We start from the raw sequence: 26670 nt of genomic DNA, 5'->3' as shown, positions 1-26670 counted from the left end.
ATAATATGAAAATAAAGGCAGGCATTCTTCTGCACTTGCGAAGCGGATGCTTGAAGCGGCTGCAGTGCATTTATTCGGCATGCAAGCGGCAGTCAAATAAAGGAGGATATAAACGATGGGGACATTGCCAAAAGATTTTTTATGGGGAGGCGCTCTGGCCGCCCACCAATTTGAAGGGGGATGGAATAAAGGCGGCAAGGGGCCGAGTGTAGTAGACGTCATGACGGCAGGCGCGCATGGTGTGCCCCGGAAAATAACAGATACAATTGAAGAGCGGGAATTTTATCCGAATCATGAAGCGATCGATTTTTATCATCGTTATAAAGAGGACATCGCATTATTCAGCGAGCTGGGCCTGAAATGTTTAAGAACGTCCATCGGCTGGAGCAGAATTTTTCCTAAAGGTGATGAAGCCGAGCCCAATGAGGAAGGATTGGCTTTTTACGACCGGGTGTTTGATGAATTGCTGAAACATGGGATTGAACCGGTAATCACGTTGTCACATTTTGAGATGCCGCTGCATTTGGCGAGAGAATACGGCGGTTTCAGAAACAGAAAAACAGTCGGACTTTTTGTAAAATTCGCTGAAGTGTGTTTTGAACGCTATAAACATAAGGTGAAGTATTGGATGACGTTTAACGAAATCAATAATAAGATGGATGTGAATAATCCGATCTTTTTATGGACGAACTCGGGCGTCGCCGTCAAAGAAAACGAAAACGCAAAAGAAGTCATGTATCAGGCCGGCCATCACGAACTGCTGGCAAGCGCATTGGCTGTTTCGAAGGGAAGAGACATCAATCCTGAGTTCAGGATCGGCGCGATGGTATCACATGTTCCGATTTACCCGTACTCATCTCACCCCGACGATGTGATGCTGGCTGAAGAAACGATGAGACAGCGTTTTTTCTTCCCGGACGTGCAGGTTCGCGGATATTATCCAAGCTATGCGTTAAAAGAGTTTGAAAGAGAAGGCTATCAGATACACTTTGAAGACGGTGATGAAGAGATTTTGAAAAACGGCCGAGTGGACTACCTCGGATTCAGCTATTACATGTCTACAACCGTAAAAAGTGATGTATCAAACGATAATACCGGAGATGTCGTAAACGGAGGATTGCCAAACGGCGTGGAAAATCCTTATATTACAGCGAGTGATTGGGGCTGGGCGATTGACCCGACCGGTTTACGGTACACATTAAACCGCTTATACGACCGCTACCAGATTCCATTATTTATCGTGGAAAACGGATTCGGCGCCATCGACACATTAGAAGAGGACGGTTCAATTCATGACACTTCAAGAATTGAATATTTATCGTCACATATAAATGCTTTGAAAAAAGCAATCACATATGATGGTGTGGATGTAATGGGCTATACACCATGGGGAATTATTGATATCGTGTCATTTACAACCGGAGAAATGAAAAAACGCTACGGCATGATTTATGTTGATCGGGATAATGAAGGCAACGGTTCAATGAGGCGGCTTAAGAAAGACTCATTTGAATGGTATAAAAAAGTGATTGAAACAAACGGCTCATATGTATCTTAAAGGTGTAAAAAGGGAAGGCTTCACCGTTGTGTGAAGCCGGCTTTTTATCAGTAATTTCGAAAGCGTATTCATTCGAGTGGGAAGGAGGTGAGTGTCCGGCTTTTCATTTACAGATCGCTTATAAAAATAAGGAAAGGGATGGTGGTTCATGTTTTTTAAAAAAGGTCTGCACATGACGCTGGTTTTTCTTATGTTTTTCTTTTTCATATCAAGCAGCATGGAAACCGAAGTGTATGCGGCTGATCGGAAGGCTTCAGACAAAAACAAAGTAAGGGTGTGGTTCAGTTCTGAAAAAGATCCGGCTTCCCGTACGTGGTATGACGGGCCGCTGGAAGTGAAATACGCCTTAGACGAACAAACACCGCTTACATTGACAAAAAAGAAGGCTTCTGACTCCGCCGCTGTGTATATTGATCCGTCGCGCCGCTATCAAAATGTGTTAGGCGTAGGATCGTCCCTGGAAGAATCCACAATCCATAATTTATCAAAAATGACACCCGCAAAAAGAAAGGAAGTGCTGAAAAAACTCGTTGATCCCAAAGATGGTATCGGAATGGACGTTATGCGCATAACGATCGGGACATCTGATTTTACGGCACAGGAATTTTATACGTATGACGATATGCCTGAAGGCCAAACAGATCCTAAGCTCCGTCATTTCTCGATCCAAAAGGATATTGATTTACACATTACAGCAACCATCAAGGAAGCGCTGGCGATAAATCCGGAACTGAAAATCATTGCCTCACCGTGGAGTCCGCCGGCTTGGATGAAAACGAATGAAAACCTCAAGCGGGGAAAGCTGAAAGATAAATATATCGGCGCACTGGCCGTTTACTTCCGCAAATTTATTGAGGCGTACGAAAAGCAAGGAATTCCGATTTATGCCATGACCCTTCAAAATGAACCTTTGCTGGAAATCGACTATCCGAGCATGTATATGCCGCCGTCTCAGCAGCGCAAACTGGCACTGGCCTTAAAAAAAGAAATGAAACAACATGTAATTGACACGAAAATTTGGATTTATGATCACAATGCGAGCGGGGCGTGGAACTATATTCCGCCGATTTTAGATGATAAAAAAGGAAACCGTGCCGCAGACGGTATCGCTTTTCACGATTATGACGGTGACCTTTCCGTCATGTCGGAAATCGGAAAGAGATATCCTGATAAATCTATTCACTTAACGGAGCGGTCTGTCTGGGGGACGGCAGGGGCGGACCGGATCGCGCAGTATTTCCGCAACGGCGCGTCGAGCTACAATGCGTGGGTGACGATGCTCGACAGTCAAATCAAGACGCATCATTGGATAGGCACCCCAGACCCGACGCTGTTTATTCAGGATGCTAAAAACCCTGACCGCTATTGGAATATCCCGATCTTTCATATGACAGGCAACTTTTCAAAATTTATCGACCGGGGAGCAAAGCGGATAGAAAGTAATTACGGCTCCAAAAACACAGTCTCGAATGTATCGTTCCTTAATCCTGATCAATCCATTGTGACAGTCATAATCAACCAGACATCCGCCGATCAAAAATTCCATGTCGTTTCAGAAAATCGGCAGTTTGAAGCTGTCATCCCGGCTAAAACTGTGGCTACCTACAAATGGAAGTGAAAAAAGTAAAAAACCGGCACATTTACGTGCCGGCTTCTTTCTGTTAAGCGCCTTTTTGGTTCAGTTGATCAGAAGGCGCTTTATTGAATAAACCGTCTTTGACGGCGTTTGAAGCCGCTTTTTTTACAAAAAACGGGTTAAGGATAATAACGGCTGCCATGTTAGCGGTCAAACCCCAAAAGCCTTCATATATACCGTGGGCGGATTGGGTGATATTTACCGTGAATGTCACGATAAGACCGACGAGAAGACCGATAATTGTCGCTTCTTTCGTTTGATTCTTCCAAAACAGACTGACGGCGATAGCCGGAAAGATCTGAACCATGCCGGAAACACCGAGAAGCTGAAGGGTAACGAGCGCAGTCGGGAACAGCATGCCGAATAAAAGCGCGAGTCCGATGACGACAAATACCATTGAACGGGTGATCATCGTCAGCTTGCTTGGTGACACATTCGGGTGAATCAAATCCCGATATAAGTTATTCGCAAATAAGTTTGATGCTCCGATGGCCATGATAGAGCAGGGAATCAATGACGCAAGGGCAATCGTGGAGTAAGCAAAGCCCTGCGCGACTCCGCCGTAAGACGTTTGAATCAGCTTCAATAAAGCAAGCCGCGGATTGGTATCTTCCGGCAGGACAAGAAACGCGATAAAGCCGAGAAAAATAACAAGAATCAAAACAATATTATAAAGCGGCAGAAACATGCTGTTTTTGCGGACGGCATCTGCGCTTTTTGCCGTAAATACGCCGGTTGCCGCATGCGCCCACATAAAGAGCGCCAGCGCAGATACGATGGAAGCTGTGATAAACCAAGGAATTCCTTTCGGCCCCGAGTCCGGGATCGTCAGCATTTGCGGCGCTTTTTCAGCCAAAGTGTGAATCATCGGCGTCCAGCCGTGAAAATGGATCAGCGGGAGTGACACGACCATAAACAGCATAATCACCCACACGAGAATGTCTTTAATAATCGCCGTAAACGTCGGCCCTTTAATTCCGCTGAAAAAAGTATACAGCGCTACAAGAATAAAAGAGATGATGACGACCATATTGACATTAATGACACCCGTTCCGGCCACCTGAAGCGTATCTTGAATTCCGCTCAGCTGGAGACAAATATAAGGAATGAGCATAAGAACGCCGACAATGGCGACAAGACTGGCCAAAAGTTTACTGTCAAAACGCTCACGGGCATAATCGGCAAGCGTCGTTAATTTGTGTATTTTTGCCACCTTCCACAGCTTCGGCAAGAAGAAATAAGCGATAAAATACGCCAAAACAGAATACGGGATTGCAAAAAAAGCAACGCTTCCCCCTGTGTAGGCTGTGCTTGTTAAGCCTAAAAACGTATAAGCCGTATAGAGATCCGCGCCGACTAAAAACCAGACGAGGAGCCCCCCGAACCGTCTGCCGCCGACAGACCATTCCTCAACAGAAGTGCGTGATGATTTGTCTCTCCCGGCTATAAAGCCGATACAGACAACGGTTAAAACGATGACGGCTGTAATGATCAATGCTGTTATATTTGCGGGCATCAGTCCAGTCCTCCTTGTTTCTTCTGCAGCCTATAAATAAGAAACGAACATAATGGAGTGACTGCGATCCATAAAAGCAGCCAGAAATGAAAAAAAGGCAGCCCGATAATGATCGGATGAACCCGATTAGCGACTGACAGCAGGGCCAGCTGGCTGAAAGGGATTAAGATGAGAACGAAAATTAGTGCTTTTCTGACCATTTACTTTCCTCCTGAAACTTGATAATGCTCCTTATCATAGCAGGTGTCAGATAAGATCACAAGATATTTTTCAGAAAAAAAAGAATTCTATTACTTTTTTAACTGAAACACTTTAGTTGCATCTTCATTCATATTAAATTAAAATAGTTAATATCTCGAAATCAAGATATTTAGGAGTGAATACATTGAATACGCAAGGATTGCACCATGTTACCGCATTTGCAAAAGATCCTGCTGAAAATCTTCGGTTTTATACTGAAGTGCTGGGTTTGCGGCTCGTTAAAAAAACCGTTAATTTTGACGACCCGGCCACTTATCACTTTTATTTCGGCAACCAAAACGGAGAGCCGGGCACGATCATTACATTTTTTCCTTTTCAGGGAAGCCGCCCGGGAACCGTGGGAAAAGGGCAGGCCGGAAGAATTTATTTCTCCGTGCCGAGAGGAGCACTCGCGTTTTGGAAGCGCCGGCTTGAAGAAAATGGCTTGTCTGTAAAAGAACAGATCATGCTGTCTGAACAAGTCCTTCTCTTTAATGATACAGAAGACCTGCCGCTTGCCATAATGGAAGATGAAAGAAGCGGACAGAGTGAATGGACTCCTGCGGGCATTACTGAAAAAGAAGCGATCACAGGCATGAGAGGTGTTCTTCTGTACTCGTACCGTCCTGAAGCAACCATTAAATTTCTCATAGAACGCTTCGGTTATTCAAAGACAGGAGAAGAACATCAGATTGTCAGGCTGCAATCGGAGGCGCGGATCGGACATATTATAGATGTTGATCTCGCGCCGAAAGAAGCAGGTATCGGCGGTTACGGGACGGTTCATCATGTCGCTTTCCGCACTAGCGAAAAAGAGCAGGCGGAATGGAAGGATATTCTTGCTGATTCTCATCTTGCTTCATCTGACATTCTTGACAGGTCTTACTTTACTTCAATCTATTTCAGAGAAAGCGGCGGCATTTTATTTGAAATGGCAACCGATGAACCGGGGTTTATGACGGATGAATCCTTTGAAAATCTCGGAACAGAGCTGAAGCTTCCGGAATGGCTGGAAGAGCATCGCAGCCAGATTACAGCTGTTCTGCCCAAAATGGAGAAAGGAGAATGATGATGAAACATGTGTTTGAACAGGGAACGTCAGAAAATGTTCTGCTGCTTTTGCACGGAACAGGAGGAAATGAACATGATCTTCTGTCGCTCGGACGTTTTATCGATCCGAACGCAAGTCTGCTCGGTGTCAGAGGATCAGTGTCGGAAAACGGCATGCCCCGTTTTTTTAAGCGGCTGAAAGAAGGCGTATTTGACGAGAAAGATTTAATTGAACGGACGGAAGAATTAAAGAATTTTATTGATGAAGCGGCGCAAATGTACGGATTCAGCAGAGAAAACGTGATTGCTGCCGGCTATTCAAACGGCGCCAATATTGCAGCAAGTCTTTTGTTACATTATAAAGATGTACTGAAAGGAGCGGTTCTGCATCATCCGATGGTGCCGATACGCGGAGTGAAGCTGCCTGATATGGAAGGGCTGCCTGTGTTTATCGGTGCGGGAAAACGCGATCCTCTATGTACAAAAGAAGAATCGGAGGAGCTTTATCAGTATCTGATAGATGCCCATGCATCCGTTTCTCTTGTTTGGCAGGAGGGCGGTCATCAGCTCACACAGCAGGAAGCAGAGCAGGCACGAACCTGGTACAGTGAGCGATTCCTATAAAAAACCCTTAGTCTGCTTAAGCGGACTAAGGGTTTCTTTCATCTTACAGCCAAGTTGACACTTTAGATACAGGCAGCCGGTTGCTTTTATGCGCCGGTTTAACGGCTTTACCGATTGAAATCAGCATGACGGGCACGAAACGCTCGCTCACGTCGAATTCCTTAACGAATTGCTCTTTATTGAATCCGCCGATCGCGCAAGTGTCGTAGCCTTTTGCTTTAGCGGCAAGCATCAGCTGCATCGCTGCTAAAGAAGCGTTTAAAAATGCTGAATCACGGGCAAACTGATCATTTTGGTATGCACCGTTAATCTGGCCTAAAAGCGTTTGTTTAATCTCTTCTGTGATATTGCCTTGCTCAGCCAGTTCAGCATAAACGTCTTCACCATTTTCATTTGCTTTTAAGTCGCCTAATACGGCAATAACTGCTGATGAATCAATAATCTGTTTTTGATTAAAAGCAACCGGAAGCAGGGCAGCTTTTGCTTCATCACTGTGAAAGACTTGAAAATGCCAATGCTGAAGGTTCCAGGCGGAAGGCGCTTGCGTTGTGATTTCAAGGAGTTCTGTTAATTCCTCTTTTGTAATGACCGCGTCTTTATCGTATTCTTTAACAGATGCGCGTTCTTTTAAAACGTCTAATACGGATGTCATCATGTTTCCTCCTTCGGATAAACGTGTTATCATAATAGAAAAGTTAGAAGCTTACTAAATGTAACTCGAAAACTAATTTTAATGGATCACAAAAAACTTGTCAATTCAGATGAAGGGATGAACTCACGTGGGATATACAATGTGTCCTAAAATGGAATCCGCTTTTTCTCTTTTGGGAAAGCGCTGGAACGGCCTCATTATCCATGTACTGATGGACGGGCCGAAACGATTTAAAGATATGACCGAAACGATACCGACAATCAGCCAAAAAATGCTCGCGGAGCGGCTCAAAGAGCTGGAACAAAATGAAATTGTCGAGCGTCAGGTGCTGCCTGAAACACCTGTCAAAGTCATTTATAAACTGACTGATAAAGGCATGGCCCTGCAAGCCGTTTTTCAGGAAATGCAAAAATGGGCAGACAGTTTTTGCGAGCCCGGGGGATCTGCCAACGACACATGTGATGAATAACAAAGGCTGCCCAAGGCAGCCTTTTCTTAATGATCATGTTTACCCGTCATAAAAACCATTAATATCAAAATTGTTCAGATTGAGGTTCAAGCCTTTTAATTGCTTTAATAAAGCATCGAATGTAAGGAAATGATCATTTTTACATTCCGCCGGGACATCATTTGGAGAAAATAGTTTCATTCCTCCCTCAATCCACTGTTTCCGGTATAACTGAAATGCCGCTTCAATTAAATGATCAGGCGTTACAATAAACCCTAAGCTTACGTCATGGTCCTCTCTGTAGCCGAATTCAAACCCGCAGCAGGGGCAAATATCAATGTTTTTTGATATTCGCCGTTATAAACGGGATTTGTCTCTAATCCTTTAAATCCGCAAAAAAGGATATAACTCACTAACCAACATACATCCCTCTTTTATTCAGTTTGCAATCATTCAGAACAAGCGGGGAGGCCTTTTACAGTTTCCCGGTTAAAAACTGAGCCTCACCAAGCCCGAAGCTCCAATCGGCGTTCCCGTTTTCTGTAATGGAAATCATGATGTCCTCGGGTGATATGCCGCATTCTGTTTTAAGCTGATCAGCCATCAGTTGATATAACGTTTCTTTTTGATGTTCGGTGCGCGCTTTGCTGACAATGCTGATGATGACAAGATCTTTGCTTCTTTTGAAACCGAGCCCGGTATCTTCAATGATAAGCTCATGAGGCCGATGCTGGTGAACGATCTGATAACGGTCCGTTACAGGGACGTCAAAAGCTTTAACCATGGCGTAATGGGCGGTATCCAGTAATTTTTTTAATGCTGCGTCATCCCGGCCTTCAATAACGTCAAAACGAAGTAATGGCATATTTTATTCCCCCTGATGGTTTTTTATCATGTCGCAACTTGTAAAAAAGTATAACAGTTAATCAAAATGTAATCAAATTATAACCAAAATATTTATACATTAATGCAATATCACAGAAAGGCACATGTTGTTACAATCGCCCAATCAATTTCCTCATTTTATGAATACGCTTAAGAATAGGCAGACATAAAGGAGGAAAAACATGTACCCTCGTCATGCATTGTATCGCGGGAATTTCGGTCCTGCCGGATTTCCGGCGAGAAGTCCTTTTTTGTTCGGCGCTCCTTTATTCGGCGGATTTTTAGGCGGTCTTCTCGGAGGCGTGATTGCCACAGGTTTCACAAGACCCCGCTATCCGTACGGGTTCGCCGGTTACGGATACGGAGGCGTCCCATACGGCGGTTTTGGGCCGGGAGCCGGCGGTTATCCGCCATTTTATTAAAGAAAAAACGGCCTGCATCGCGCGGGCCGTTTTTTTATCTTAAAATCTCCACTTCCGATAGATTGTAGTCTTCCTGTTTTGAAAACATAACTTCAATCATCCCGTCTTTATAGACTGCTTTTGTTCCTTTCCGTTTGACGAGGCTCGGAAGGACGATTTCTTTTTTTCCTTCTCCCAGACTGCTGTTCTCTACAACGAGGCTGTGTGACGTATGCTTAATCCTGATACGGTCGAGTTCCTCTTGTTCGGCGGGAATTTTCGCAAAAACATGATCGGATGTTTCAAACAGGTCAATTTCCGGCTTGGGCGGTTCCGCTTCGACCGACTCGGCATTTTTGGACATGGGATCGCGAAAAGGGAACTGTCCGGCATAACCGGCGCCGAATACGCTTTCCATCACTCGGTTGACATATGTCTCGACATCTTTCGGATCAGCATTTTTAAACGTTTCTTTAGAGAACTGATTTTGGAAGGGAAAATATTTGTTCCAATCAAACACGGCATCTCACCCTTTCTTAACGGACAACATAGTATATGCCCGCCGGAAGCTTCCCGTGATATAATATAATCTGTTTACAGAAAGGAAGGGGAAGGCCGTGCAAGGGAATAACGCAAGAAAAGGAATCATTTATACCGCTTGTTCTTTCGCCATGTGGGGGCTGTTTCCGGTCTACTGGAAACTTCTTGAACAAATACCCGCATTGGACATTTTAGCTCACCGGATTTTATGGTCATTTGTTTTCATGTGTGTGCTTTTAACTGTGCTTAAGAAGTGGAAAACCGGATGGCGTGAACTGCGTCTTTTGAAATCGGAAGGGGGCCTGCTGGCGCTTTTTTTCGCTTCCGTTTTAATTTCCGTTAATTGGTTTGTGTACATATGGGCCGTCAATCACGGCTTTTTGCTTGAAGCAAGTCTCGGGTACTACATTAATCCGCTCGTTTCCGTTCTTTTGGGCATCCTATTCTTAAAAGAAAAGCTTAACAAGATGCAAACAGCAGCCGTTTCTATTGCCGGGGCGGCCGTGATCATATCTGCGTTTCAATATGGCGCGGTTCCTTATATCGCATTGCTGCTTGCATTCAGCTTTGGTCTGTACGGCTTATGTAAAAAAAGAACCCGCATGTCCAGCACGATCGGACTGACGCTGGAGACGCTTTTGATTACCCCGGCTGCACTTATTTATTTAGGATATACAGCTGACGGGAGCACTTCCGGGTCCTTGGGGGCAGGAACATGGGCGCTCCTATTTTTCGCAGGCGTATTTACGGCCCTGCCGCTGTTGCTGTTTGCAGAGGGGGCAAAGCGTCTGCCGCTGTATCAAGTCGGCATTTTGCAATATATAGCGCCGACCATTACCCTTATGCTCGGCGTATTTGTGTATCATGAACCGTTTTCCGGGCAAAAAGCGTTTACCTTCATTTGTATATGGGCAGCATTGCTTTTGTTTACCTTTTCACAGATAAAATGGAAGCGGCCGATAAAAAGCCGCTAAGCCTTTCGCTTTCCAGCGATAGCTTAAATTATGTATAATCATTACGAGTATGTAAAGGAGCTGTACAATGGGCACTGATAAAGACATAGCAAAAGCCTATCAGGCACTGTGGAATAACCGCACTCTCCCGGCTTCAACTCTTGAAGAAGCGGAGAAGGCAATTGATCTTGAACTGCTTGATCAAAGAACACATCCGAGGCTCCGGAAGTCACCCGAGGAAAAGTTTGCTCTGGCGGTGCAGCGAATTGTAGATTCCCGGCTGCGGCCGATTGAGAAATATGAATTGGTTGAACTACATACGAAGCGTTTGCAATTTTTAAAAGAAGAAAGAGGGGAGCAGCTATGAAAGCGATCATAAAAGAAGATGTGCAAACTTCTTTAGAGCGATATGCCGATCGTCCTGTATATATCCATTTGGAAACAACGACCGGTTCTTATTCAGCGCATCTGAATGAGAAAAACATGACGGTTGTAGCCTATATACGCAATGCAAAAGTGACGTACCATCAGGCGAAAATCAAAGGAAACGGCCCGTACCGCGTCGGTTTGAAAACGGAAGAAGGCTGGATTTACGCAGAAGGTCTGACTGAATATACAGTAGATGACGAAGACCGCTTGTTAATGGCAGGGCATCTGCCGGGCGGAAAATTGGCGATTTCGCTTCAAATCAGCGAAAAGCCGTTTACAGTTTAAAGAAAAGGGTGAAAATCATGAAAGAACATGTACTCGTCATCCTGCCTCACCCTGATGATGAATCATACGGAGTGGCAGGGCTGATTGCTTTACACAGACAAAAAGATATTCCCGTTACGTATGCATGCGCAACGCTTGGCGAAATGGGCCGGAACATGGGAGATCCTTTTTTCGCGAACCGTGAAACACTGCCGCTGTTAAGAAAACAAGAGCTGATCGACGCATGCAAAGCAATGGACGTTACTGACCTGAGAATGCTCGGGCTTCGTGATAAAACACTTGAATTTGAAGATGACGAGTGGCTCGCGGATATGATGGAAGAGATTATCGACGATGTAAAACCGAGTCTGATTGTCACATTCTACCCGGAGCACGGCGTCCATCCGGATCATGATGCATGCGGCGAAGCGGTTATCAGAGCGCTTTACAGAAAGAAAAAAGAGGACCGCCCGCGCACGCTTTGCATGGCAATCACCCGCAACAGGGAGGAAGCCGTCGGCAAGCCTGATGTCATTCTTGATATTAAAGAGGTTGCCGATATTAAAATGAATGCCTTAAAAGCGCACCGCACCCAAACGGAAGGCATGCTGAGAGAGCTGGAAGAAAAAATAAAAAATAACGAGCCGGTTCTTCAGACATGGTTTGAAGAAGAAGTGTATTGGACATATCCGTGGAAAGACTGATAAAAAAAGGGATAAGGCTGAAATGCCTTATCCCTTTTTTTGTGTCAGATCGGAAGCGATCGCTTCTGCAAGCGAAGACCTTATTGATAAATTTGAAAAACTCAGTCCCAGCTGCACTGCGGTTTGGGCGATTTCAGGACGGATTCCGGATAATGTCGCTTTCACGCCGAGCATTCCGAGTGATTCAATTAAGGTGAAAAGCTGTTGGGCAACCATCGTATCAATCATGGCTACACCTGATAAATCAATGTACAGCTGCGTGATGCGCTTCTCTGAACACTGGTGCAGCGTATTCTCCAAGATCATTTTTGCTCTTGCCGTGTCAATATCCCCGATCAGCGGCAGCAGTCCGACATTGTCAAAAAGCACAATTACCGGCGAGCTCAGCTCGGTAATCAATTCTTTTTGCGCTTCAAGCTGAATGTTTGTGTTTTTATACATTTCTTCTATGAAAATATGAATCACCACATCAAACGATTTAATCAGCGTATGGAATATATCTTCGGCATCTTCTTCTGTCACGGTGTCTGAATGAAGTCTGGTAAACTGCTTGACATGGCCGACATACAAATCACGAACTCTGATAAACTCGCGAATAATATAATGGATGGGAGTTTTTAAATGTTCTTCATCCCGTGCGGCTTCGAACGCCCACTTTTCCAATGCCGCTGTATATACTTCCTTCTCTTCAGAAAAAATCCGATTGAGCTGATAATTAAACGCCAGATTTTGTTTTTTCAGATTCGTGAGTACAGCCGGGTCAGTAGAAGCATAAACAGAATCAGGATCCGTATCATGAAGGGTATCAAACCATGTCTGACTGATGTCCTCCGCCCGTTCAGTTAAATAATCGTACAGCAGTTTATGTTTTGGCATTGCTGCTCCTCCTTTATGAAATCATTTTTTTTACATAATGTTTTTGCAGTTTCATCAGTCTGAAGAATAAACCGGCAGCTCCTGCGGCAAGTCCTGCAATTAACCCGATCCAGTAGCCGTATGCCCCGAGGCCCGTATAAGTGCCGACTGCGTAACCGACCGGAAGCCCGATAATCCAATACGACACAAAAGCCGCGCCGAGTGTATAGTTGACATCCTTATATCCTCTCAGAGCGCCTTGTATCGGAGCTGCTACGGCATCAGAAAGCTGGAAAAACAGCGCATAGATTAAAAAGTGCTGTGTCAACATGAGCACAGCCGGATCGGATGTATACATTCCGGCGATTTGCGGTCTGAACAGCAAAATGAAAGCCGCCGTGCATAAAGAAAAACTAAGCGCCATCACGATCCCGATATAGCTGTATGAGCGGGCATCTCTATAGCGATTTGCGCCTGCTTCAAAGCCGACCAAAATGGTCATGGCCATGGATACGCTGAGCGGCAGCATATACAAGAGGGAAGCAAAATTCATTGCCGCTTGGTGGGCTGCAATCGTCACCGTCTGAAAATGGCTCATAAGCAGTGTGACAGCCGCAAAAATGCTCGTTTCAAAAAATACCGCAAAACCGATAGGCAATCCGATTTTCAAAAGCTTTCTGCATTCAGACGGAGAAAAACGGTACAGTTTCCGAAATACAGAGTACCCGGCAAACGGCTCAAATCTGCAGACGATAAAAAAGCTGATGGCGCAAATACACCAGTAAGTCAGGGCGGAAGCGAGCCCCGCCCCGACTCCTCCCAATGCCGGCATGTTGAATTTCCCGAAAATAAATACATAATTTAAAACAAAATTAATAGGCAATGAGCAAAGCGTAATAAGCATAGTGACTCGCGTTTTGCCGAGTGCATCAATAAACGAGCGCAAAACGGTGTACACAAACAAAGGAAAAATACCGAGGGATAAAAATCCTAAAAAGTGTTTGGCGATCGTCCGGACACGAGGTTCCAGGCCCAAATGTCCCAAGATCATATCAACGGTGAAAAAGCCGATCAGGATAACCGCCGCACTGAGAACGGCCGCTACATAAACGGCCTGGATGACGGAAAACGGCACTTCCTTTTGTCTGCCGGCTCCAAACAGCTGTGAAACAACGGGCGTAACGGCCATTAATATTCCTGCCAGGCCCGTATAAACCGGCGTCCACAGGCTTGAACCAATTGCAACCCCGGCTAAATCGGCAGCGCTCACTTTCCCTGACATCACCGTATCCAAAAAGGTGATCAGGGAAAGGCCCGCCTGTGTGATTAAAATCGGAATGAAGATATGTAACAGCTGTCTGACCTTTTGGCCGATCGTGTTCGTTTCTCTCAAGTTAGGTTCCCCGTTTCTTTATTTTAACGAGAGAAATTATAACATTTTATGTATAAAAAGCAATGAAAGCCGGCCTACTCTTTTTTGTCCGGTTTCGGCTTTTTAAACATCTTGGCATAAATGAATGAAAGTGAAATGACCCCTAAAAAGGTGCAGATATATTGCATCAGCCGTGCGAATTCCATATGATGTGCGCCTCCTTTCATGATTATGGTGCACACAGCGGCGCATATCCATGCGCGCGATGCAGAAAATAAGGGAAAGGAGCTGATGTGACATGCGCCACACTCAAATGACGGAAAGCGCGTTTACCGCTGCCGTTCAAACGTATTTGAAACAAATTACAGAGGATGCCGGAATGATACTGCGGACATTGAATGAAAAAGACCAATGCCTTCTTTGCGAATTAGATGAACTGGGACATACGTTTCAGGAAATGCAGGCTGTCGCTTCGTCGTTTTACCTGCAGTCATATATCGAACATTTTACGCCTTCCTATACAGAGCTGGCGAGGGCCGTGCAGCATCTGGCGGAAGAAAAACACGGAGCGCTGATTGTGATTGAACGTGCAGATCCGCTGGACGGAATGATACAAAAAGGGACCAGCCTGCATGCCGAGATCAGTGCAGCTTTAATTGAGAGTATTTTTTATCCCGGCAATCCGCTTCACGACGGAGCCGTATTGGTCAGAGAAAACCGGGTTGTATCAGCAGCCAATGTGCTTCCGCTCACAACAAAACATGTCGATCTCAAATACGGGACGCGCCACAGGGCCGCGATGGGACTTTCGGCCGTGACTGATGCACTCGTGCTCGTTGTTTCAGAAGAAACGGGAAAAATGTCCTTTGCTAAAGACGGCGGACTGTATCCGCTTGTTTCGCCGCGGGCGCCTCATACGAAATAATAAGAAAATGGGAATATTGTACCCATTTAATATTAATAAGGTGAACATCTTTACCTTTTTCTGTATTGATGTTATCGTTTAAATATACATAAAATTTAAAAGAATAGGGAGTGGAAAGATGGCAAATGTATTGATGATCGGCTTTCCGGGAGAAGGGCATATCAATCCGTCTTTAGGCGTCGTAAAAGAACTGAAGGCAAAAGGGGAACATGTCGTATATTACGGCGTGAAGGAATATGAGAACAAAATCGCGTCAAGCGGAGCGGAATTCCGTGAATATGAAGATTTCCGTAAAGATGAATTCGGAAAAAACGCAACGGGTGATGAACAGCGGGACGCTACCGAGTTTTTGCTATTAATGATTGAGACTTCCAAAAAAGCCGCACTCCGTATTCTTGAGGAAGTAAAAGATGAATCCTACGACTACATCCTGTATGATCATCATTTTCTGGCAGGAAGGCTCGTGAGAAACCAGCTGAAACTGCCGGCATATTCACTTTGTACGACATTTGCAATGAATGAGGCATTTATTAAAGAAGTGTTTTCAAATACAAACCTTGTATCAGAGGAATCATCTCATTATCCGGCTTATACCGAAGCGGTCAGCCGGCTCAATGAAGAATTCAGCGCAGACATTAAAACGCCGTATGATATTTTCTCAAATGACGGCAGAAAAACCATCGTATTTACTTCAAGAGCGTTTCAGCCGAAAGAAGAAGAGTTTGGCGATTCTTATCTCTTTGTCGGTCCGTCCATAACCGAAAGGGCGGCGGCTCAAGATTTCCCGTTTGAACAGCTTGAAGGAGAAAAAGTCCTGTTTATTTCCATGGGTACGATTTTTAACAATCAGAAGGAATTGTTTAATAAATGCTTAAAAGCGGTCAGAAACTTTAACGGAAAAGCCGTCATGTCAATCGGCAAACATCTTGATCCGGCGGAGCTTGATGAAATTCCTGAGAATGTCATTGTCAAGCCTTATGTTCCGCAGCTTGAGATCCTGAAGAGAGCGGACTTATTTATCACTCACGGCGGAATGAACAGTACGAGCGAAGGGCTTTACTACAAAACCCCGATGATCGTCATTCCGATGGGCGCAGATCAGTTCGCCGTCGGAAGCCAAGTGGAAAAGACGGGCGCGGGCAAAATGTTTAAAAAAGAAGATGTAACAGCGGAACTGCTTACTGAAGCAATAAAAGAATTGAGCGAAAATCCTGAATATCAGACAAAAGCTTCTGAAATCGGAGAATCCCTGAAAGCGGCCGGCGGAGCACAGCGTGCAGCGGAATTGATAGCAGAAGACGTGAAAACTGCCGAGACCCGGGTTCTGTAATCAGCCCTCACCCGCTTCCTTTAAAGGAAGCGGGCTTTTTTTGATTGTTTTTCGGGAGGATTTTTCACGCCGTAAAGAGAATTGTATGAAAAACAGACAAGAAAGGTGGAATGTCGCGGAAAAAAGCCATGTTATGAAAATGATTCCAAAGTCTTTTGTGAAATGTTCTCAATTTATGTAAAATGTGTGGCATTGGTGATGATCTAAGGCCAAATGAATCGGAATTAATGTCGACTTCTGAATGAATCCTGCATAACAGGCGGCGTCCAAAGAAAAGGAACGTCCCTTTCAGCAATGATAAATAGGAGGTTTTTCGTTATATGAAGAAAAAAATCGCAGCCGGACTGGCTGTATCTGCAGTAATGACTTCAACCTTCGCCGTGCATCCCGCTGAAGCAAAAACCATTCAAGTAAAAAGCGGCGACTCTCTTTGGAAGCTTTCCCGGCAATATCATACAAGTATTTCAGCCCTGCAGGCGGAAAATAAACTGAAATCAACGATACTCCACCCAGGACAGCGGCTGCACATTCCCGACGGCAGCGGCACACATAAAACGGGGCAAAAGGGAAAACGAAGCACGGGTGCCTACACAGTTACATACGGAGACTCGTTATGGGTGATCGCAAAAAAATACAAAATGAGCGTTTCTGAGCTGAGAAGCCTGAACCGTTTGAGTTCAGATGTCATCTATCCTGGCCAGAAACTGAAAATTAAAGGGTCTGCCGGCGGCACGGACGGAGGCGGCAGACAGACAAAGCCTGATAAAGGCGCATCAGGGACTTACACTGTGAAGCCGGGTGACTCGCTGTGGAAAATCGCCAATCAAACCGGGATCACCATCGCCGAACTGAAAAAGCTGAATCAATTAACATCAGACATGCTGTATCCGAATCAAGTGTTAAAGATCAAAGGTTCTTCACATAACGGAAACAGCGGCACAACACCGCCATCTCATTCAAACCCTTCTGAGAAGCCATCCACTTACAAAGTAAAAGCAGGCGATTCCCTCTGGAAAATTGCTAATCGGTTCGGCATCACCGCTCAGTTCATCAGAGAAAAAAATAAATTGACAACTGATGTGCTTCAAATCGGACAAGTTCTGGTGATTAACGGAACGGGAAAAACAGAAGATCCTGTGCGGCAGCCGGATAACAAACCGGCAAAACCAAACAAGCCGAATACTCCCGAACCTCCGGTGACAGGGTCAAAGATTGACAGAATGATAGGCGAGGCGAAAAAACATGTCGGCGTGCCTTACCGCTGGGGAGGCAATACGCCTGCGGGCTTCGATTGCAGCGGTTACATCTATTACCTTTTAAATAAGGTAAGCTCTGTTTCCCGTCTGAGCACAGCCGGATATTGGAATACGATGAAACATATCAGCCAGCCGTCAGCAGGCGACTTTGTCTTTTTTACGACATATAAAGCGGGCCCTTCTCATATGGGGATGTATTTAGGCGGAGGAGATTTTATTCACGCAAGCTCCTCCGGGGTTGAAGTTTCAAACTTAAGCAATCCGTATTGGAAAAAAGCTTATTTAGGAGCGCGCAGTTATTTTTAAAAAAAGCCTTTCGGGGCTTTTTTTGTTTACCATTTTCACGTTTTGACAAGACTGATGGGTAAAAAAATAAGGGGGAGGAAGCATGAATCGTCTCTTGCTTTTTCTCATGCTCGCATCAATTACGCTTTGCGGCTGCGGGGGGAGACCCGCTCCTGTTCCGCCCAAAAAACATGGGGAAAGCCGCGCATTGGAAGCATCTGCATACCGTGAGCATGCCGGACTCATCAATCAAAACGGAAAAACGATCGGATATATCGAAGTGAGGGAATCTGATGATGAAGGGTCAGACATTCATATATCAGCGGGGCATCTGCCGCCCGGCACTTCTCTCGGGTTTCATATTTATGAAAAAGGGACATGTCAGGCACCTGATTTCGAATCAGCCGGCGGTCCGTTCAACCCTTTGAACAAAGAACACGGCTTCAACAATCCGATGGGTCATCACGCCGGGGATCTCCCCAATCTTGAAGTGGGGGCTGATGGTAAAGTGGATGTCATTATGAACGCGCCGCAAACTTCATTAAAAGAAGGGAGCAGACTCAGCCTGCTCGACCGGGACGGAAGCGCGTTCGTCATTCATGAACATACGGACGATTATTTGACAAACCCGAGCGGAAATTCCGGAGCCAGAATCGCCTGCGCTCCCCTGACAAAAAGCGCCCGCAGGGAATGAGCCCTTTTGTATTGAGTATACAAGGGCTTTTTTAGTATACTCGGTTATGGAATACAAATGGAAAGGAAACATCACCTATGACTTCAGAATTACAGCACCTATCACTTCCGGAAGATATACAAAACAAACTGCAGGCTTATCAAAATCATCCCGTTTCCCAAGAATTCCGGGATTTAATCGGATCATCAGGCTATGAGGCCGAAGATAAAGCGATTGTATTCGATGCCGTCATTGCTTTGACAATGGGAAAAAATATCTTATTAAAAGGACCGACGGGTTCAGGGAAAACAAAATTGGCGGAAACGCTTTCGAACTATTTTCATAAACCGATGCACAGCGTCAACTGCTCCGTAGACCTCGATGCAGAAGCGCTTGTCGGCTATAAAACGATTGAAAATGAACAGGGACAGGCGACAATTGAATTCGTTCCCGGACCTGTAACAACCGCAATGAACGAGGGACATTTTTTATACATTGACGAAATCAATATGGCAAAGCCTGAAACCCTTCCGATTCTAAACGGCGTGCTAGATTACAGAAAAATGATGACAAATCCCTTTACAGGAGAAGTGATTAAGGCAAGCGAAGGATTCGGTGTTATCGCCGCGATTAATGAAGGCTACGTCGGCACCGTTCCGCTGAACGAAGCCCTTAAAAACCGTTTTGTCATCATTGATGTTCCGTATATTAAAGGAAGCCTCCTGAAGCAGGTGCTGACCTCTCAGTCTGTCTTAAAAGATGAGAAATTAATTGAGCGCTTTATGACGCTGTCTTCTGATTTAATCGCACAAGCGCATAACGGACAAGTGTCAGAAGAAGCGGCGTCCATCAGGGCTCTCATTGATACGTGCGACTTGGCTGCGTACATCCCGCCGAAACGGGCGATTGAAAGAGGCATCGTAGAAAAACTTGACGACGACAGGGAAAAAGCCGCTGTCAGAAATATTGCAGAAACGCTGTTCGAATGAGGGATATACAATGAAGTTTATCAAATTTAATGACAGCACGATTGATTCGTTTTTGTTCATGATGCTGACTGATCTGGCCAAAACACTGACCAGAAGCAGTGAAGTTGAAGTGGAATACGGCGTGCAGTCTTACTACAATCCCTTTGAAAAGAAAATTTACATGAGCCACTTTTGGAAAGACCGATCAGCCGGGGATATGGAAGCCGGCCTGAAAAGCGATGTCTATTTGCGCGCTGTCGGAACACGCAGCAGCTCATTTCGGGAATTTGCGGGGTTTTTAAATGACGTTCACCGGCATTTCACCCGCCAAAGCTTTGCCAAGCAGCTGTTTATGCTGCTTGAGGATATCAGAATTGAAGAGCTGATCAAAAAAGAACGGCCGGGAACGAAACGTGTTTTTCAGAAGCGGAGGGAGATGTACAGGAAATATTTCACGACGCAGCTGACATTGAATTTAGAACGGAGCATTTTCACCGACGCTTTGTATTGCGCGATGTTTGTCAAGCTGACGGCTGAGTCTCCGCTTGAAGGCATTCCTTCCATGCATGAACATATTGATATGATGATACCGTATATTGAACGTCAGCTCATCCGGGTGTATGAGGCGGATTCTACGGAACAAATCGCAAAAATAACGGAAGACCTCATGGAAGGCCTTGATGAAGTGCTTGAGAAAGATATGCTGAACACGTACTTTTTTCTGCCGGAACTTGATTACGAAAAAGCGGCTGAAGAGCCTTTATTCGAAAGTGTAAAAAAAGCGCCTTCGTTAAGTGACGATCTCACGCTCCCTGAGTCTTCCGACGGAGATGAAGAAATCCTTGAAGAGAAAATGAATACGTGGCACCGGGAAACCGAAGCGCCGTCAAAAAGTTTCCTTCAATTTGATATTGAGCACGGCGCGAAATCAGATCTTGGGAAAGACGCGGCCAGAGAAGGCGATGACGGTGACCAGGCGCTCGGCTCCGTTCAAGGTTCCGCACGTCAGACGAAAAGAGAGGATTACTCCAAACTGGAAGCGCTTGAATCCATTCAGGATGAACATGAGGGCGCGGGGCTGGCTGACGGAAAAGAAAACAAATTTGCCTTCCCGGTTTATCAAACGCCTCATAAAGCGTCTCCTGAAGAGGAGCAGTCTTATAAAGAACAGGCAAAAACGATAGAATCATATCAAAAACGCCTGAAGCAGATGATACAAAAAACACTTGAGCACAAAAAGACGCTCCCGCGGACCGACCTTCACGCAGGCCGGCTGAATCGCAAACTGATCCGCTATTTTACGGAGCGGAACCCGCGCCTTTTCTTTAAAAAGCAGGACCCGTCTTCAGACATTGACGCCGTTTTTACATTGCTTGTCGATTGTTCGGCCAGCATGTTCGACAAAATGGATGAAACAAAAAGAGGGATCGTTCTTTTTCATGAAGCCTTGAAATCAGTGTCCGTACCGCACCAGATCGTCGGATTTTGGGAGGATACGAACGAAGCGACCGAAACGAGCCAGCCGAATTTCTTCAATACCGTCATTCCGTTTGAAGAGTCGCTGCTGCAGGCGGCGGGTCCGCTGATCATGCAGCTTGCGCCTGAAGAAGATAACAGAGACGGATACGCCATCAGACAAATGACGAAACAGCTGATGCGGCGGAGTGAGGCGCAAAAATTTTTAATCGTGTTTTCAGACGGAGAGCCGGCAGCATTCGGATACGAACAAAACGGCATCGTCGATACGAGCGAGGCTGTCATCGAAGCGAGAAAAAAAGGGATAGAAGTCATAAATGTTTTTCTGTCCAATACTGCAATAGAGGAATCACAGATGAAAACCATTCAGGATATGTACGGAAAGTACAGTATTTTTGTTCCGGATGTCGATCAGCTGCCCGATGTGCTGTATCCGCTCTTGAAAAAACTGCTTCATAAAAGCATAGGATAGGCTTTTTCCTATGCTTTTTCGCTTTTTATTTTAAAATGATTTAATTTTTTCGGTATTGATCTGTTTTTTTTACTATTTTGTGAACAATCAAGGTAGAATCCAAACGCAATCAGTGGTAAAATATCCTTGGAAGCGTTTTTATTACATAATTTTGGGCACAGCGTTCAAAAGTTATTTCAAGATAGTGAATTGATCACTTGATTATCTAGGTTGGGGGTAATATTCAAATGTTTCAAAATAATATGAAACAAAGAATGAATTGGGAAGATTTTTACGGACCGAACCTCGGCTACGCACTGGAGCTGTACGACCAATATGCTGAAGATCCAGACAGCATTGATCCGGATCTGAAAGACATGTTTGACGAACTCGGCGCTCCGCCAAGCCAAATAAAAGAGGCATCGGGTACAAAGGAACAGGGACGCGTCACCGCAGATCTGATTCAAAAGATCGCAGCAGCAGTTAAACTTGCAGAAGATATTCGAACCTATGGCCATCTGAACGCTTCCGTCAATCCGCTCAGAAAGGATCCGAAAAAGAGCGAGCTCTTTCCGTTATCCGAGTACGGGCTTACAGAAGAAGAAATGAAAGCAATACCCGCGTCTGTCATCTGTAAAGACGCACCTGCCAATATAACAAACGGCTTAGAAGCCATCCAGCATTTACGCAATACCTATAAAAGAACCATCTCCTTCGAGTTTGACCATGTGCATGATTTCGAAGAGCGCGCATGGATTACAAAAATGGTCGAATCCGGAGAACTGTTCCGGAAAAATTCACCGGAAAAACTGTCAGCCGTTTTAGAAAGACTGACGGAAGTAGAAGGATTTGAACAATTTTTACACCGGACATTCGTCGGTCAGAAGCGTTTTTCAATTGAGGGATTAGACGCGCTTGTGCCGGTTCTTGACGACATTATCGCCCAGTCTGTGAAAGCGGGCACAACCAATGTCAATATCGGAATGGCGCATAGAGGCCGTTTAAATGTGCTTGCGCATGTGCTCGGCAAACCGTATGAGATTATTTTCTCAGAATTCCAGCACGCGCCGAATAAAGACCTTGTGCCGTCTGAAGGATCGACCGGCATCAGCTACGGCTGGACGGGCGATGTAAAATACCACCTCGGTGCAGACAGACAGCTTCAGGATGCTGAAACCAAAAGCGCGCGGATTACGCTTGCAAACAACCCGAGCCATTTGGAATTCATCAATCCGATTGTTGAAGGAAGCACGCGGGCGGCACAGGAAACAAGAACGCAAAAGGGGTACCCGGTTCAAGACGAAACAAAATCGCTCGCCATTTTAATTCACGGTGACGCAGCGTTTCCGGGAGAAGGCATTGTCGCCGAGACGCTGAACTTAAGCTCTCTGAAAGGCTATCAGGTCGGCGGGGCCATTCATATCATCGCCAATAATATGATCGGCTTTACAACTGAAAGCGATGAATCACGATCCACGAAATATGCCAGTGATTTGGCGAAGGGCTATGAAATTCCGATCGTTCACGTCAACGCGGATGATCCGGAAGCATGCCTGTCAGCCGTTAAATTTGCGGTTGAATACCGGAAGCGGTTCAATAAAGATTTCTTAATCGATTTAATCGGGTACAGACGGTACGGCCACAATGAAATGGATGAGCCGTCAACGACACAGCCGATGCTGTATGAAGCCGTCAGAAAACACCCGACTGTCAAGCGGATCTTTGCGGAAAAACTCGTAAGTGAAGGACTGATCAGCGAGGAAAAAGCGCAAAACATCGAAACGGCAGTGACAAAACGAATTGAAGACGCCTATAAAAAGGTGCCCGCCAAAAAAGAAGACGCCGTACGGGAAATTGAATTGCCGGAACCGGTGTCCAACGGTTTTCCAGACGTTGACACAGCCATTGATTTTGATGTTCTCCGCAAGCTGAACGGCGAACTTATCAACTGGCCGGAATCTTTTAACGTGTTCGGCAAGCTGAAAAGAATCCTGGAAAGACGTGCAAAAGCGTTTGATGATGACCGTAAAGTTGAATGGTCATTGGCTGAATCGCTTGCGTTTGCTTCCATTTTGAAAGACGGCACGCCGATCCGGCTGACCGGACAGGATTCAGAACGCGGAACGTTCGCTCAAAGAAACCTTGTGCTGCATGACAGCGAAACAGGAGAAGAATTTGTTGCCCTCCATCACTTAGACGACTGCGCTGCTTCATTTACGGTGCATAACAGCCCGCTCTCTGAAGGATCGGTTCTCGGCTTTGAATATGGATACAACGTGTATTCGCCTGAAACGCTTGTGATGTGGGAGGCGCAGTACGGGGACTTTGCTAATGCGGCTCAAGTCTATTTTGATCAATTCATATCTGCAGGACGGGCAAAATGGGGACAAAAATCAGGACTGGTCATGCTGCTGCCTCACGGTTACGAAGGGCAGGGCCCTGAACACTCCAGCGGCCGCGTCGAGCGGTTCCTGCAGCTGGCGGCGGAAAACAACTGGACGGTGGCCAACCTGACAAGTGCGGCTCAGTATTTCCACATTTTAAGAAGACAAGCGAAAATGCTGCTTCGTGAGGAAATCCGCCCGCTTGTGATCATGACGCCGAAGAGCCTGCTGCGCAACCCGAATACGGTATCTGAAGTGCAGGAACTGAGCGAAAGCCGATTCAAGCCTGTCTATGAGCAGTCCGGTCTTTCCCATGCTTACGAAAAAGTGACTCGCGTCGTATTATCAAGCGGAAAAGTGTCAATTGATATCAGCGATCACTTCAACAAAATGGAAGGCGATAAGGATTGGCTTCATATTGCCAGAATCGAACAGCTGTATCCGTTCCCGGCAAAAGATACGAAGGAGCTTTTCGCCAAACTGCCGAACCTGCAAGAGATCGTTTGGGTTCAGGAAGAGCCGCAGAACATGGGGGCATGGAGTTATATCAGCCCGTATCTGACGGAAATCGCGCCAAAAGGAGTAAATGTCCAATACATCGGCCGAAGAAGACGATCCAGTCCCGCAGAAGGAGATCCGACAGTCCACAAAAAAGAACAGGAACGCATTGTATCTGATAGCTTGACTCGCAAAAACTAAGGGGGAAATGAAAAAATGGCGGAAATTAAGGTACCTGAATTAGCAGAATCAATCTCAGAAGGAACGATAGCCCAATGGTTAAAGCAGCCCGGTGATTATGTAGAACAGGGTGAGTACTTGCTTGAACTGGAGACGGATAAAGTAAATGTTGAATTGACAGCAGAAGAATCGGGTGTTCTAAAAGAGGTATTGAAAGATTCGGGTGATACCGTCCAAGTAGGAGAAATTATCGGTACCATTACAGAAGGCGCTGGCGATAGTTCTGCACCCGCCCCTTCAGAAAGTGCTCCAGCCAATGAACAAACGAAAGAGGAAGCAAAAGCTGAACCTGCTGCACAAGAAGTCAGCCAGGAAGCACAATCAGAAGCGAAATCCAGAACGGTAGCGTCTCCGGCTGCACGCAAGCTGGCAAGGGAAAAAGGAATTGATCTATCACAAATTCCGACGGGAGACCCGCTCGGCCGCGTGCGCAAACAAGATGTGGAAGCTTATGAAAAACCGGCTTCAAAACCTGCGGCACAGCCGAAACAGCAGGCTCCAAAAACACAGCAAAGCTTTGACAAACCTGTCGAAGTGCAAAAAATGTCCCGCCGCAGACAGACGATCGCGAAACGATTGGTTGAAGTGCAGCAGACTTCTGCGATGCTGACTACATTTAACGAAGTTGATATGACGGCCGTTATGAATCTAAGAAAACGCCGTAAAGACCAATTCCTTGAGCAAAACGAAGTAAAACTCGGTTTCATGTCGTTCTTTACAAAAGCCGTCGTGGCTGCCTTGAAAAAATTCCCGCTCCTTAACGCTGAAATTCAAGGCGATGAGCTGATCGTGAAAAAATTCTATGACATCGGTATTGCTGTCGCGGCTGAAGAAGGGCTTGTCGTCCCAGTCGTGCGTGACGCTGACCGCCTGACGTTTGCCGGCATTGAAAGAGAGATCGGCGAACTTGCGAAGAAAGCGCGAAACAATAAATTAACATTAGGTGAGCTGCAAGGAGGCTCCTTCACGATCACAAACGGAGGTACATTCGGATCGCTTATGTCAACACCGATCCTAAACAGCCCTCAGGTTGGGATCTTAGGTATGCACAAAATTCAGCTGCGCCCAGTAGCGATTGATGCGGAGCGCTCTGAAAACCGTCCGATGATGTACATCGCTTTATCATACGATCACAGAATTGTAGATGGTAAAGAAGCGGTCGGATTCCTTGTCACCATTAAAAACCTGCTTGAAGATCCGGAACAGCTGTTGCTGGAAGGATAATTTGAGACAGACAAAAAGTACACTGCCCTTACAAGCAGTGTACTTTTTTTATTGAGAGAAGGGGAGAATTTATATGAAAAGCTGTCATCCGCTTGAGATCGAATTTGAATATAATGAAGAATTGCATTCTATCACTCCGGTACTTCTGCAAGACGAACATGACACGATATTAATAGACTGCGGATATCCCGGTTCTACAAACCATCTTCAACATGCTGCTGCCCGGCATGGAATGTCGCTTCATTCATTGACAAAAATCATTGTAACGCATCACGACATAGACCATATCGGTTCACTCGCTGCATTACACCGTTTGCACCCGGATGTCAGCGTGACAGTACATGAGCGTGAAGCGCCGTATATTGACGGCTCTAAAAAATCTTTACGGCTTGAGCAGGCTGAATCAACGTTTTGTTCATTGCCAGAGGATGCAAAACCATATGCAAAACAGTTCATCCGCTCGCTTCAATCAGTCGAATCGGCTCCAGTTCACCGGACAGTTACTGACGGCGAGCTGCTGCCTTGGTGCGGAGGCATTCGCGTTGTAGCCACGCCGGGTCATACACCCGGCCATATCAGTCTTTATCTGCCTGCCGAAAAAACTATGGTCACAGGTGATGCGGTCGTCATTGAAGACGGAAAGCTAAACCTTGCTAATCCCGGCTATACGTTACATATGGATGATGCGGTCCGTTCTGTGCAGCGGCTGCTCGATTACGATATCCGCCAATTGATTTGTTATCATGGAGGTTTATTTCAGGGGGATGTAAAAAAAGCGCTTTTGCGTCTGTTTCGTGATCTGCAGAATAAACAAGGATAGGAGCGGCAGCAGC

26 protein-coding genes and 1 pseudogene are annotated in these 26670 nt (G+C 45.7%); 19 read left to right on the top strand and 8 right to left on the bottom strand.

The features are described 5' to 3' along the window. Positions 1 to 115: 115 nt before the first annotated feature. A complete protein-coding gene (gene bglA, locus V7728_RS12895; protein ID WP_099566843.1) occupies positions 116 to 1558 on the top strand; it encodes a 6-phospho-beta-glucosidase BglA in 1443 nt (480 codons plus the stop codon). A 148-nt stretch (positions 1559 to 1706) separates the two neighbouring features. Next, a complete protein-coding gene (locus V7728_RS12890) occupies positions 1707 to 3176 on the top strand; it encodes a glycoside hydrolase family 30 protein (protein ID WP_099566842.1) in 1470 nt (489 codons plus the stop codon). A gap of 43 nt (positions 3177 to 3219) precedes the next feature. Here the strand turns inward: V7728_RS12890 and V7728_RS12885 are convergent, their stop codons facing one another. After that, entirely contained in the window at positions 3220 to 4710 is a 1491-nt protein-coding gene (locus V7728_RS12885) for a sodium:solute symporter family protein (RefSeq protein WP_012117763.1), read from the bottom strand. Then, the gene (locus V7728_RS12880) at positions 4710 to 4910 is read right to left on the bottom strand and encodes a DUF3311 domain-containing protein (protein ID WP_003153716.1); all 201 of its coding nucleotides are present in this window, start codon (positions 4908 to 4910) and stop codon (positions 4710 to 4712) included. The genes V7728_RS12885 and V7728_RS12880 overlap by 1 nt, the downstream gene beginning before the upstream one ends. A 185-nt stretch (positions 4911 to 5095) precedes the next feature. On the opposite strand from V7728_RS12880, the gene V7728_RS12875 reads away from it, so the two are divergent. Both V7728_RS12875 and V7728_RS12870 read left to right on the top strand, forming a co-directional pair. Further along, entirely contained in the window at positions 5096 to 6019 is a 924-nt protein-coding gene (locus V7728_RS12875; protein WP_099566841.1) for a ring-cleaving dioxygenase, read from the top strand. A gap of 2 nt (positions 6020 to 6021) precedes the next feature. Continuing rightward, complete coding sequence (locus V7728_RS12870) at positions 6022 to 6624, top strand: alpha/beta hydrolase (protein ID WP_099566840.1); 603 nt, start codon at positions 6022 to 6024, stop codon at positions 6622 to 6624. A 43-nt stretch (positions 6625 to 6667) separates the two neighbouring features. On the opposite strand, the gene V7728_RS12865 is transcribed toward V7728_RS12870, so the two are convergent. Then, positions 6668 to 7276, bottom strand: a complete 609-nt coding sequence (locus V7728_RS12865) for a nitroreductase family protein (RefSeq protein WP_003153727.1) — start codon at positions 7274 to 7276, stop codon at positions 6668 to 6670. Positions 7277 to 7403: 127 nt separating this feature from the next. Here V7728_RS12865 and V7728_RS12860 point away from each other — a divergent pair, with 127 nt between their 5' ends. After that, the gene (locus tag V7728_RS12860; RefSeq protein ID WP_003153729.1) at positions 7404 to 7745 is read left to right on the top strand and encodes a winged helix-turn-helix transcriptional regulator; all 342 of its coding nucleotides are present in this window, start codon (positions 7404 to 7406) and stop codon (positions 7743 to 7745) included. Between the two features lie 39 nt (positions 7746 to 7784). Here V7728_RS12860 and V7728_RS12855 read toward each other — a convergent pair. Both V7728_RS12855 and V7728_RS12850 read right to left on the bottom strand, forming a co-directional pair. After that, a pseudogene (locus V7728_RS12855) lies at positions 7785 to 8137 on the bottom strand (hypothetical protein). A 62-nt stretch (positions 8138 to 8199) separates the two neighbouring features. Then, positions 8200 to 8589, bottom strand: coding sequence for a tautomerase family protein (locus tag V7728_RS12850; protein ID WP_015240015.1), 390 nt, complete (start codon positions 8587 to 8589; stop codon positions 8200 to 8202). A 202-nt stretch (positions 8590 to 8791) separates the two neighbouring features. On the opposite strand from V7728_RS12850, the gene V7728_RS12845 reads away from it, so the two are divergent. After that, on the top strand, positions 8792 to 9031 hold the full coding sequence (locus V7728_RS12845) for a hypothetical protein (protein WP_003153736.1): 240 nt from the start codon (positions 8792 to 8794) through the stop codon (positions 9029 to 9031). Positions 9032 to 9065: 34 nt separating this feature from the next. On the opposite strand, the gene V7728_RS12840 is transcribed toward V7728_RS12845, so the two are convergent. Next, positions 9066 to 9530 carry a spore gernimation protein GerT gene (locus V7728_RS12840; RefSeq protein ID WP_099566839.1) on the bottom strand — a complete coding sequence of 155 codons (465 nt, stop codon included), beginning with the start codon at positions 9528 to 9530 and terminating at the stop codon, positions 9066 to 9068. A gap of 97 nt (positions 9531 to 9627) precedes the next feature. On the opposite strand from V7728_RS12840, the gene rarD reads away from it, so the two are divergent. The 4 genes from rarD (at position 9628) to bshB2 (ending at position 11900) form a co-directional block, all read left to right on the top strand. Then, positions 9628 to 10524, top strand: a complete 897-nt coding sequence (gene rarD, locus V7728_RS12835) for an EamA family transporter RarD (protein ID WP_012117756.1) — start codon at positions 9628 to 9630, stop codon at positions 10522 to 10524. 67 nt (positions 10525 to 10591) lie between these two features. Beyond that, positions 10592 to 10870 (top strand): hypothetical protein, encoded by a 279-nt coding sequence (locus V7728_RS12830; protein ID WP_003153742.1) that lies wholly within the window; start codon positions 10592 to 10594, stop codon positions 10868 to 10870. Next, the gene (locus V7728_RS12825; protein ID WP_007611980.1) at positions 10867 to 11217 is read left to right on the top strand and encodes a YojF family protein; all 351 of its coding nucleotides are present in this window, start codon (positions 10867 to 10869) and stop codon (positions 11215 to 11217) included. Before V7728_RS12830 ends, V7728_RS12825 begins: the two co-directional genes overlap by 4 nt. 17 nt (positions 11218 to 11234) lie before the next feature. Next, positions 11235 to 11900, top strand: coding sequence for a bacillithiol biosynthesis deacetylase BshB2 (gene bshB2 / locus V7728_RS12820; protein ID WP_007407961.1), 666 nt, complete (start codon positions 11235 to 11237; stop codon positions 11898 to 11900). A gap of 27 nt (positions 11901 to 11927) precedes the next feature. On the opposite strand, the gene V7728_RS12815 is transcribed toward bshB2, so the two are convergent. Both V7728_RS12815 and V7728_RS12810 read right to left on the bottom strand, forming a co-directional pair. Next, a complete protein-coding gene (locus V7728_RS12815) occupies positions 11928 to 12776 on the bottom strand; it encodes an STAS domain-containing protein (protein ID WP_099566838.1) in 849 nt (282 codons plus the stop codon). A gap of 13 nt (positions 12777 to 12789) precedes the next feature. Further along, complete coding sequence (locus V7728_RS12810; protein ID WP_015240013.1) at positions 12790 to 14148, bottom strand: MATE family efflux transporter; 1359 nt, start codon at positions 14146 to 14148, stop codon at positions 12790 to 12792. A gap of 277 nt (positions 14149 to 14425) precedes the next feature. Between V7728_RS12810 and cdaS the strand changes: the two genes are divergently transcribed. The 9 genes from cdaS to V7728_RS12765 all read left to right on the top strand — a co-directional run bounded on the left by cdaS (position 14426) and on the right by V7728_RS12765 (position 26657). After that, the gene (gene cdaS, locus V7728_RS12805) at positions 14426 to 15052 is read left to right on the top strand and encodes a sporulation-specific diadenylate cyclase CdaS (RefSeq protein ID WP_099566837.1); all 627 of its coding nucleotides are present in this window, start codon (positions 14426 to 14428) and stop codon (positions 15050 to 15052) included. Between the two features lie 118 nt (positions 15053 to 15170). Then, positions 15171 to 16382, top strand: coding sequence for a macrolide family glycosyltransferase (locus tag V7728_RS12800; RefSeq protein ID WP_099566836.1), 1212 nt, complete (start codon positions 15171 to 15173; stop codon positions 16380 to 16382). A gap of 320 nt (positions 16383 to 16702) precedes the next feature. Further along, positions 16703 to 17944, top strand: a complete 1242-nt coding sequence (locus V7728_RS12795) for a C40 family peptidase (RefSeq protein ID WP_080130179.1) — start codon at positions 16703 to 16705, stop codon at positions 17942 to 17944. Between the two features lie 82 nt (positions 17945 to 18026). Then, entirely contained in the window at positions 18027 to 18617 is a 591-nt protein-coding gene (locus V7728_RS12790; RefSeq protein WP_007407968.1) for a superoxide dismutase family protein, read from the top strand. A gap of 77 nt (positions 18618 to 18694) precedes the next feature. Further along, on the top strand, positions 18695 to 19585 hold the full coding sequence (locus tag V7728_RS12785) for an AAA family ATPase (protein WP_003153758.1): 891 nt from the start codon (positions 18695 to 18697) through the stop codon (positions 19583 to 19585). 10 nt (positions 19586 to 19595) lie between these two features. Next, positions 19596 to 21512 carry a vWA domain-containing protein gene (locus V7728_RS12780; protein WP_012117751.1) on the top strand — a complete coding sequence of 639 codons (1917 nt, stop codon included), beginning with the start codon at positions 19596 to 19598 and terminating at the stop codon, positions 21510 to 21512. A gap of 227 nt (positions 21513 to 21739) precedes the next feature. Then, positions 21740 to 24574, top strand: coding sequence for a 2-oxoglutarate dehydrogenase E1 component (gene sucA, locus V7728_RS12775; RefSeq protein ID WP_015240008.1), 2835 nt, complete (start codon positions 21740 to 21742; stop codon positions 24572 to 24574). A gap of 15 nt (positions 24575 to 24589) precedes the next feature. Then, positions 24590 to 25837: a 2-oxoglutarate dehydrogenase complex dihydrolipoyllysine-residue succinyltransferase gene (odhB, locus tag V7728_RS12770; protein WP_082998593.1), complete on the top strand. Its 1248-nt coding sequence runs from the start codon at positions 24590 to 24592 to the stop codon at positions 25835 to 25837. A 73-nt stretch (positions 25838 to 25910) separates the two neighbouring features. Beyond that, positions 25911 to 26657 (top strand): MBL fold metallo-hydrolase, encoded by a 747-nt coding sequence (locus V7728_RS12765; RefSeq protein WP_082998592.1) that lies wholly within the window; start codon positions 25911 to 25913, stop codon positions 26655 to 26657. Positions 26658 to 26670: the final 13 nt, after the last annotated feature.

Source organism: Bacillus sp. JHAA (assembly GCF_036961585.1).
GTDB classification, from domain to species: Bacteria; Bacillota; Bacilli; order Bacillales; family Bacillaceae; genus Bacillus; species Bacillus velezensis.
The sequence above is the reverse complement of the archived record's forward strand: the minus strand, read 5'-3'. Positions and strand labels throughout refer to the sequence as shown.

What these genes read in the sequence shown, in the direction of transcription:
- bglA (WP_099566843.1), top strand. Translation starts at nt 116, where the DNA reads ATGGGGACATTGCCAAAAGATTTTTTATGGGGAGGCGCTCTGGCCGCC.
- V7728_RS12890 (WP_099566842.1), top strand. Translation starts at nt 1,707, where the DNA reads ATGTTTTTTAAAAAAGGTCTGCACATGACGCTGGTTTTTCTTATGTTT.
- V7728_RS12885 (WP_012117763.1), bottom strand. Translation starts at nt 4,710, where the DNA reads ATGCCCGCAAATATAACAGCATTGATCATTACAGCCGTCATCGTTTTA.
- V7728_RS12880 (WP_003153716.1), bottom strand. Translation starts at nt 4,910, where the DNA reads ATGGTCAGAAAAGCACTAATTTTCGTTCTCATCTTAATCCCTTTCAGC.
- V7728_RS12870 (WP_099566840.1), top strand. Translation starts at nt 6,022, where the DNA reads ATGAAACATGTGTTTGAACAGGGAACGTCAGAAAATGTTCTGCTGCTT.
- V7728_RS12865 (WP_003153727.1), bottom strand. Translation starts at nt 7,276, where the DNA reads ATGACATCCGTATTAGACGTTTTAAAAGAACGCGCATCTGTTAAAGAA.
- V7728_RS12850 (WP_015240015.1), bottom strand. Translation starts at nt 8,589, where the DNA reads ATGCCATTACTTCGTTTTGACGTTATTGAAGGCCGGGATGACGCAGCA.
- V7728_RS12845 (WP_003153736.1), top strand. Translation starts at nt 8,792, where the DNA reads ATGTACCCTCGTCATGCATTGTATCGCGGGAATTTCGGTCCTGCCGGA.
- V7728_RS12830 (WP_003153742.1), top strand. Translation starts at nt 10,592, where the DNA reads ATGGGCACTGATAAAGACATAGCAAAAGCCTATCAGGCACTGTGGAAT.
- V7728_RS12825 (WP_007611980.1), top strand. Translation starts at nt 10,867, where the DNA reads ATGAAAGCGATCATAAAAGAAGATGTGCAAACTTCTTTAGAGCGATAT.
- bshB2 (WP_007407961.1), top strand. Translation starts at nt 11,235, where the DNA reads ATGAAAGAACATGTACTCGTCATCCTGCCTCACCCTGATGATGAATCA.
- V7728_RS12815 (WP_099566838.1), bottom strand. Translation starts at nt 12,776, where the DNA reads ATGCCAAAACATAAACTGCTGTACGATTATTTAACTGAACGGGCGGAG.
- cdaS (WP_099566837.1), top strand. Translation starts at nt 14,426, where the DNA reads ATGCGCCACACTCAAATGACGGAAAGCGCGTTTACCGCTGCCGTTCAA.
- V7728_RS12800 (WP_099566836.1), top strand. Translation starts at nt 15,171, where the DNA reads ATGGCAAATGTATTGATGATCGGCTTTCCGGGAGAAGGGCATATCAAT.
- V7728_RS12795 (WP_080130179.1), top strand. Translation starts at nt 16,703, where the DNA reads ATGAAGAAAAAAATCGCAGCCGGACTGGCTGTATCTGCAGTAATGACT.
- V7728_RS12790 (WP_007407968.1), top strand. Translation starts at nt 18,027, where the DNA reads ATGAATCGTCTCTTGCTTTTTCTCATGCTCGCATCAATTACGCTTTGC.
- V7728_RS12785 (WP_003153758.1), top strand. Translation starts at nt 18,695, where the DNA reads ATGACTTCAGAATTACAGCACCTATCACTTCCGGAAGATATACAAAAC.
- V7728_RS12780 (WP_012117751.1), top strand. Translation starts at nt 19,596, where the DNA reads ATGAAGTTTATCAAATTTAATGACAGCACGATTGATTCGTTTTTGTTC.
- sucA (WP_015240008.1), top strand. Translation starts at nt 21,740, where the DNA reads ATGTTTCAAAATAATATGAAACAAAGAATGAATTGGGAAGATTTTTAC.
- odhB (WP_082998593.1), top strand. Translation starts at nt 24,590, where the DNA reads ATGGCGGAAATTAAGGTACCTGAATTAGCAGAATCAATCTCAGAAGGA.
- V7728_RS12765 (WP_082998592.1), top strand. Translation starts at nt 25,911, where the DNA reads ATGAAAAGCTGTCATCCGCTTGAGATCGAATTTGAATATAATGAAGAA.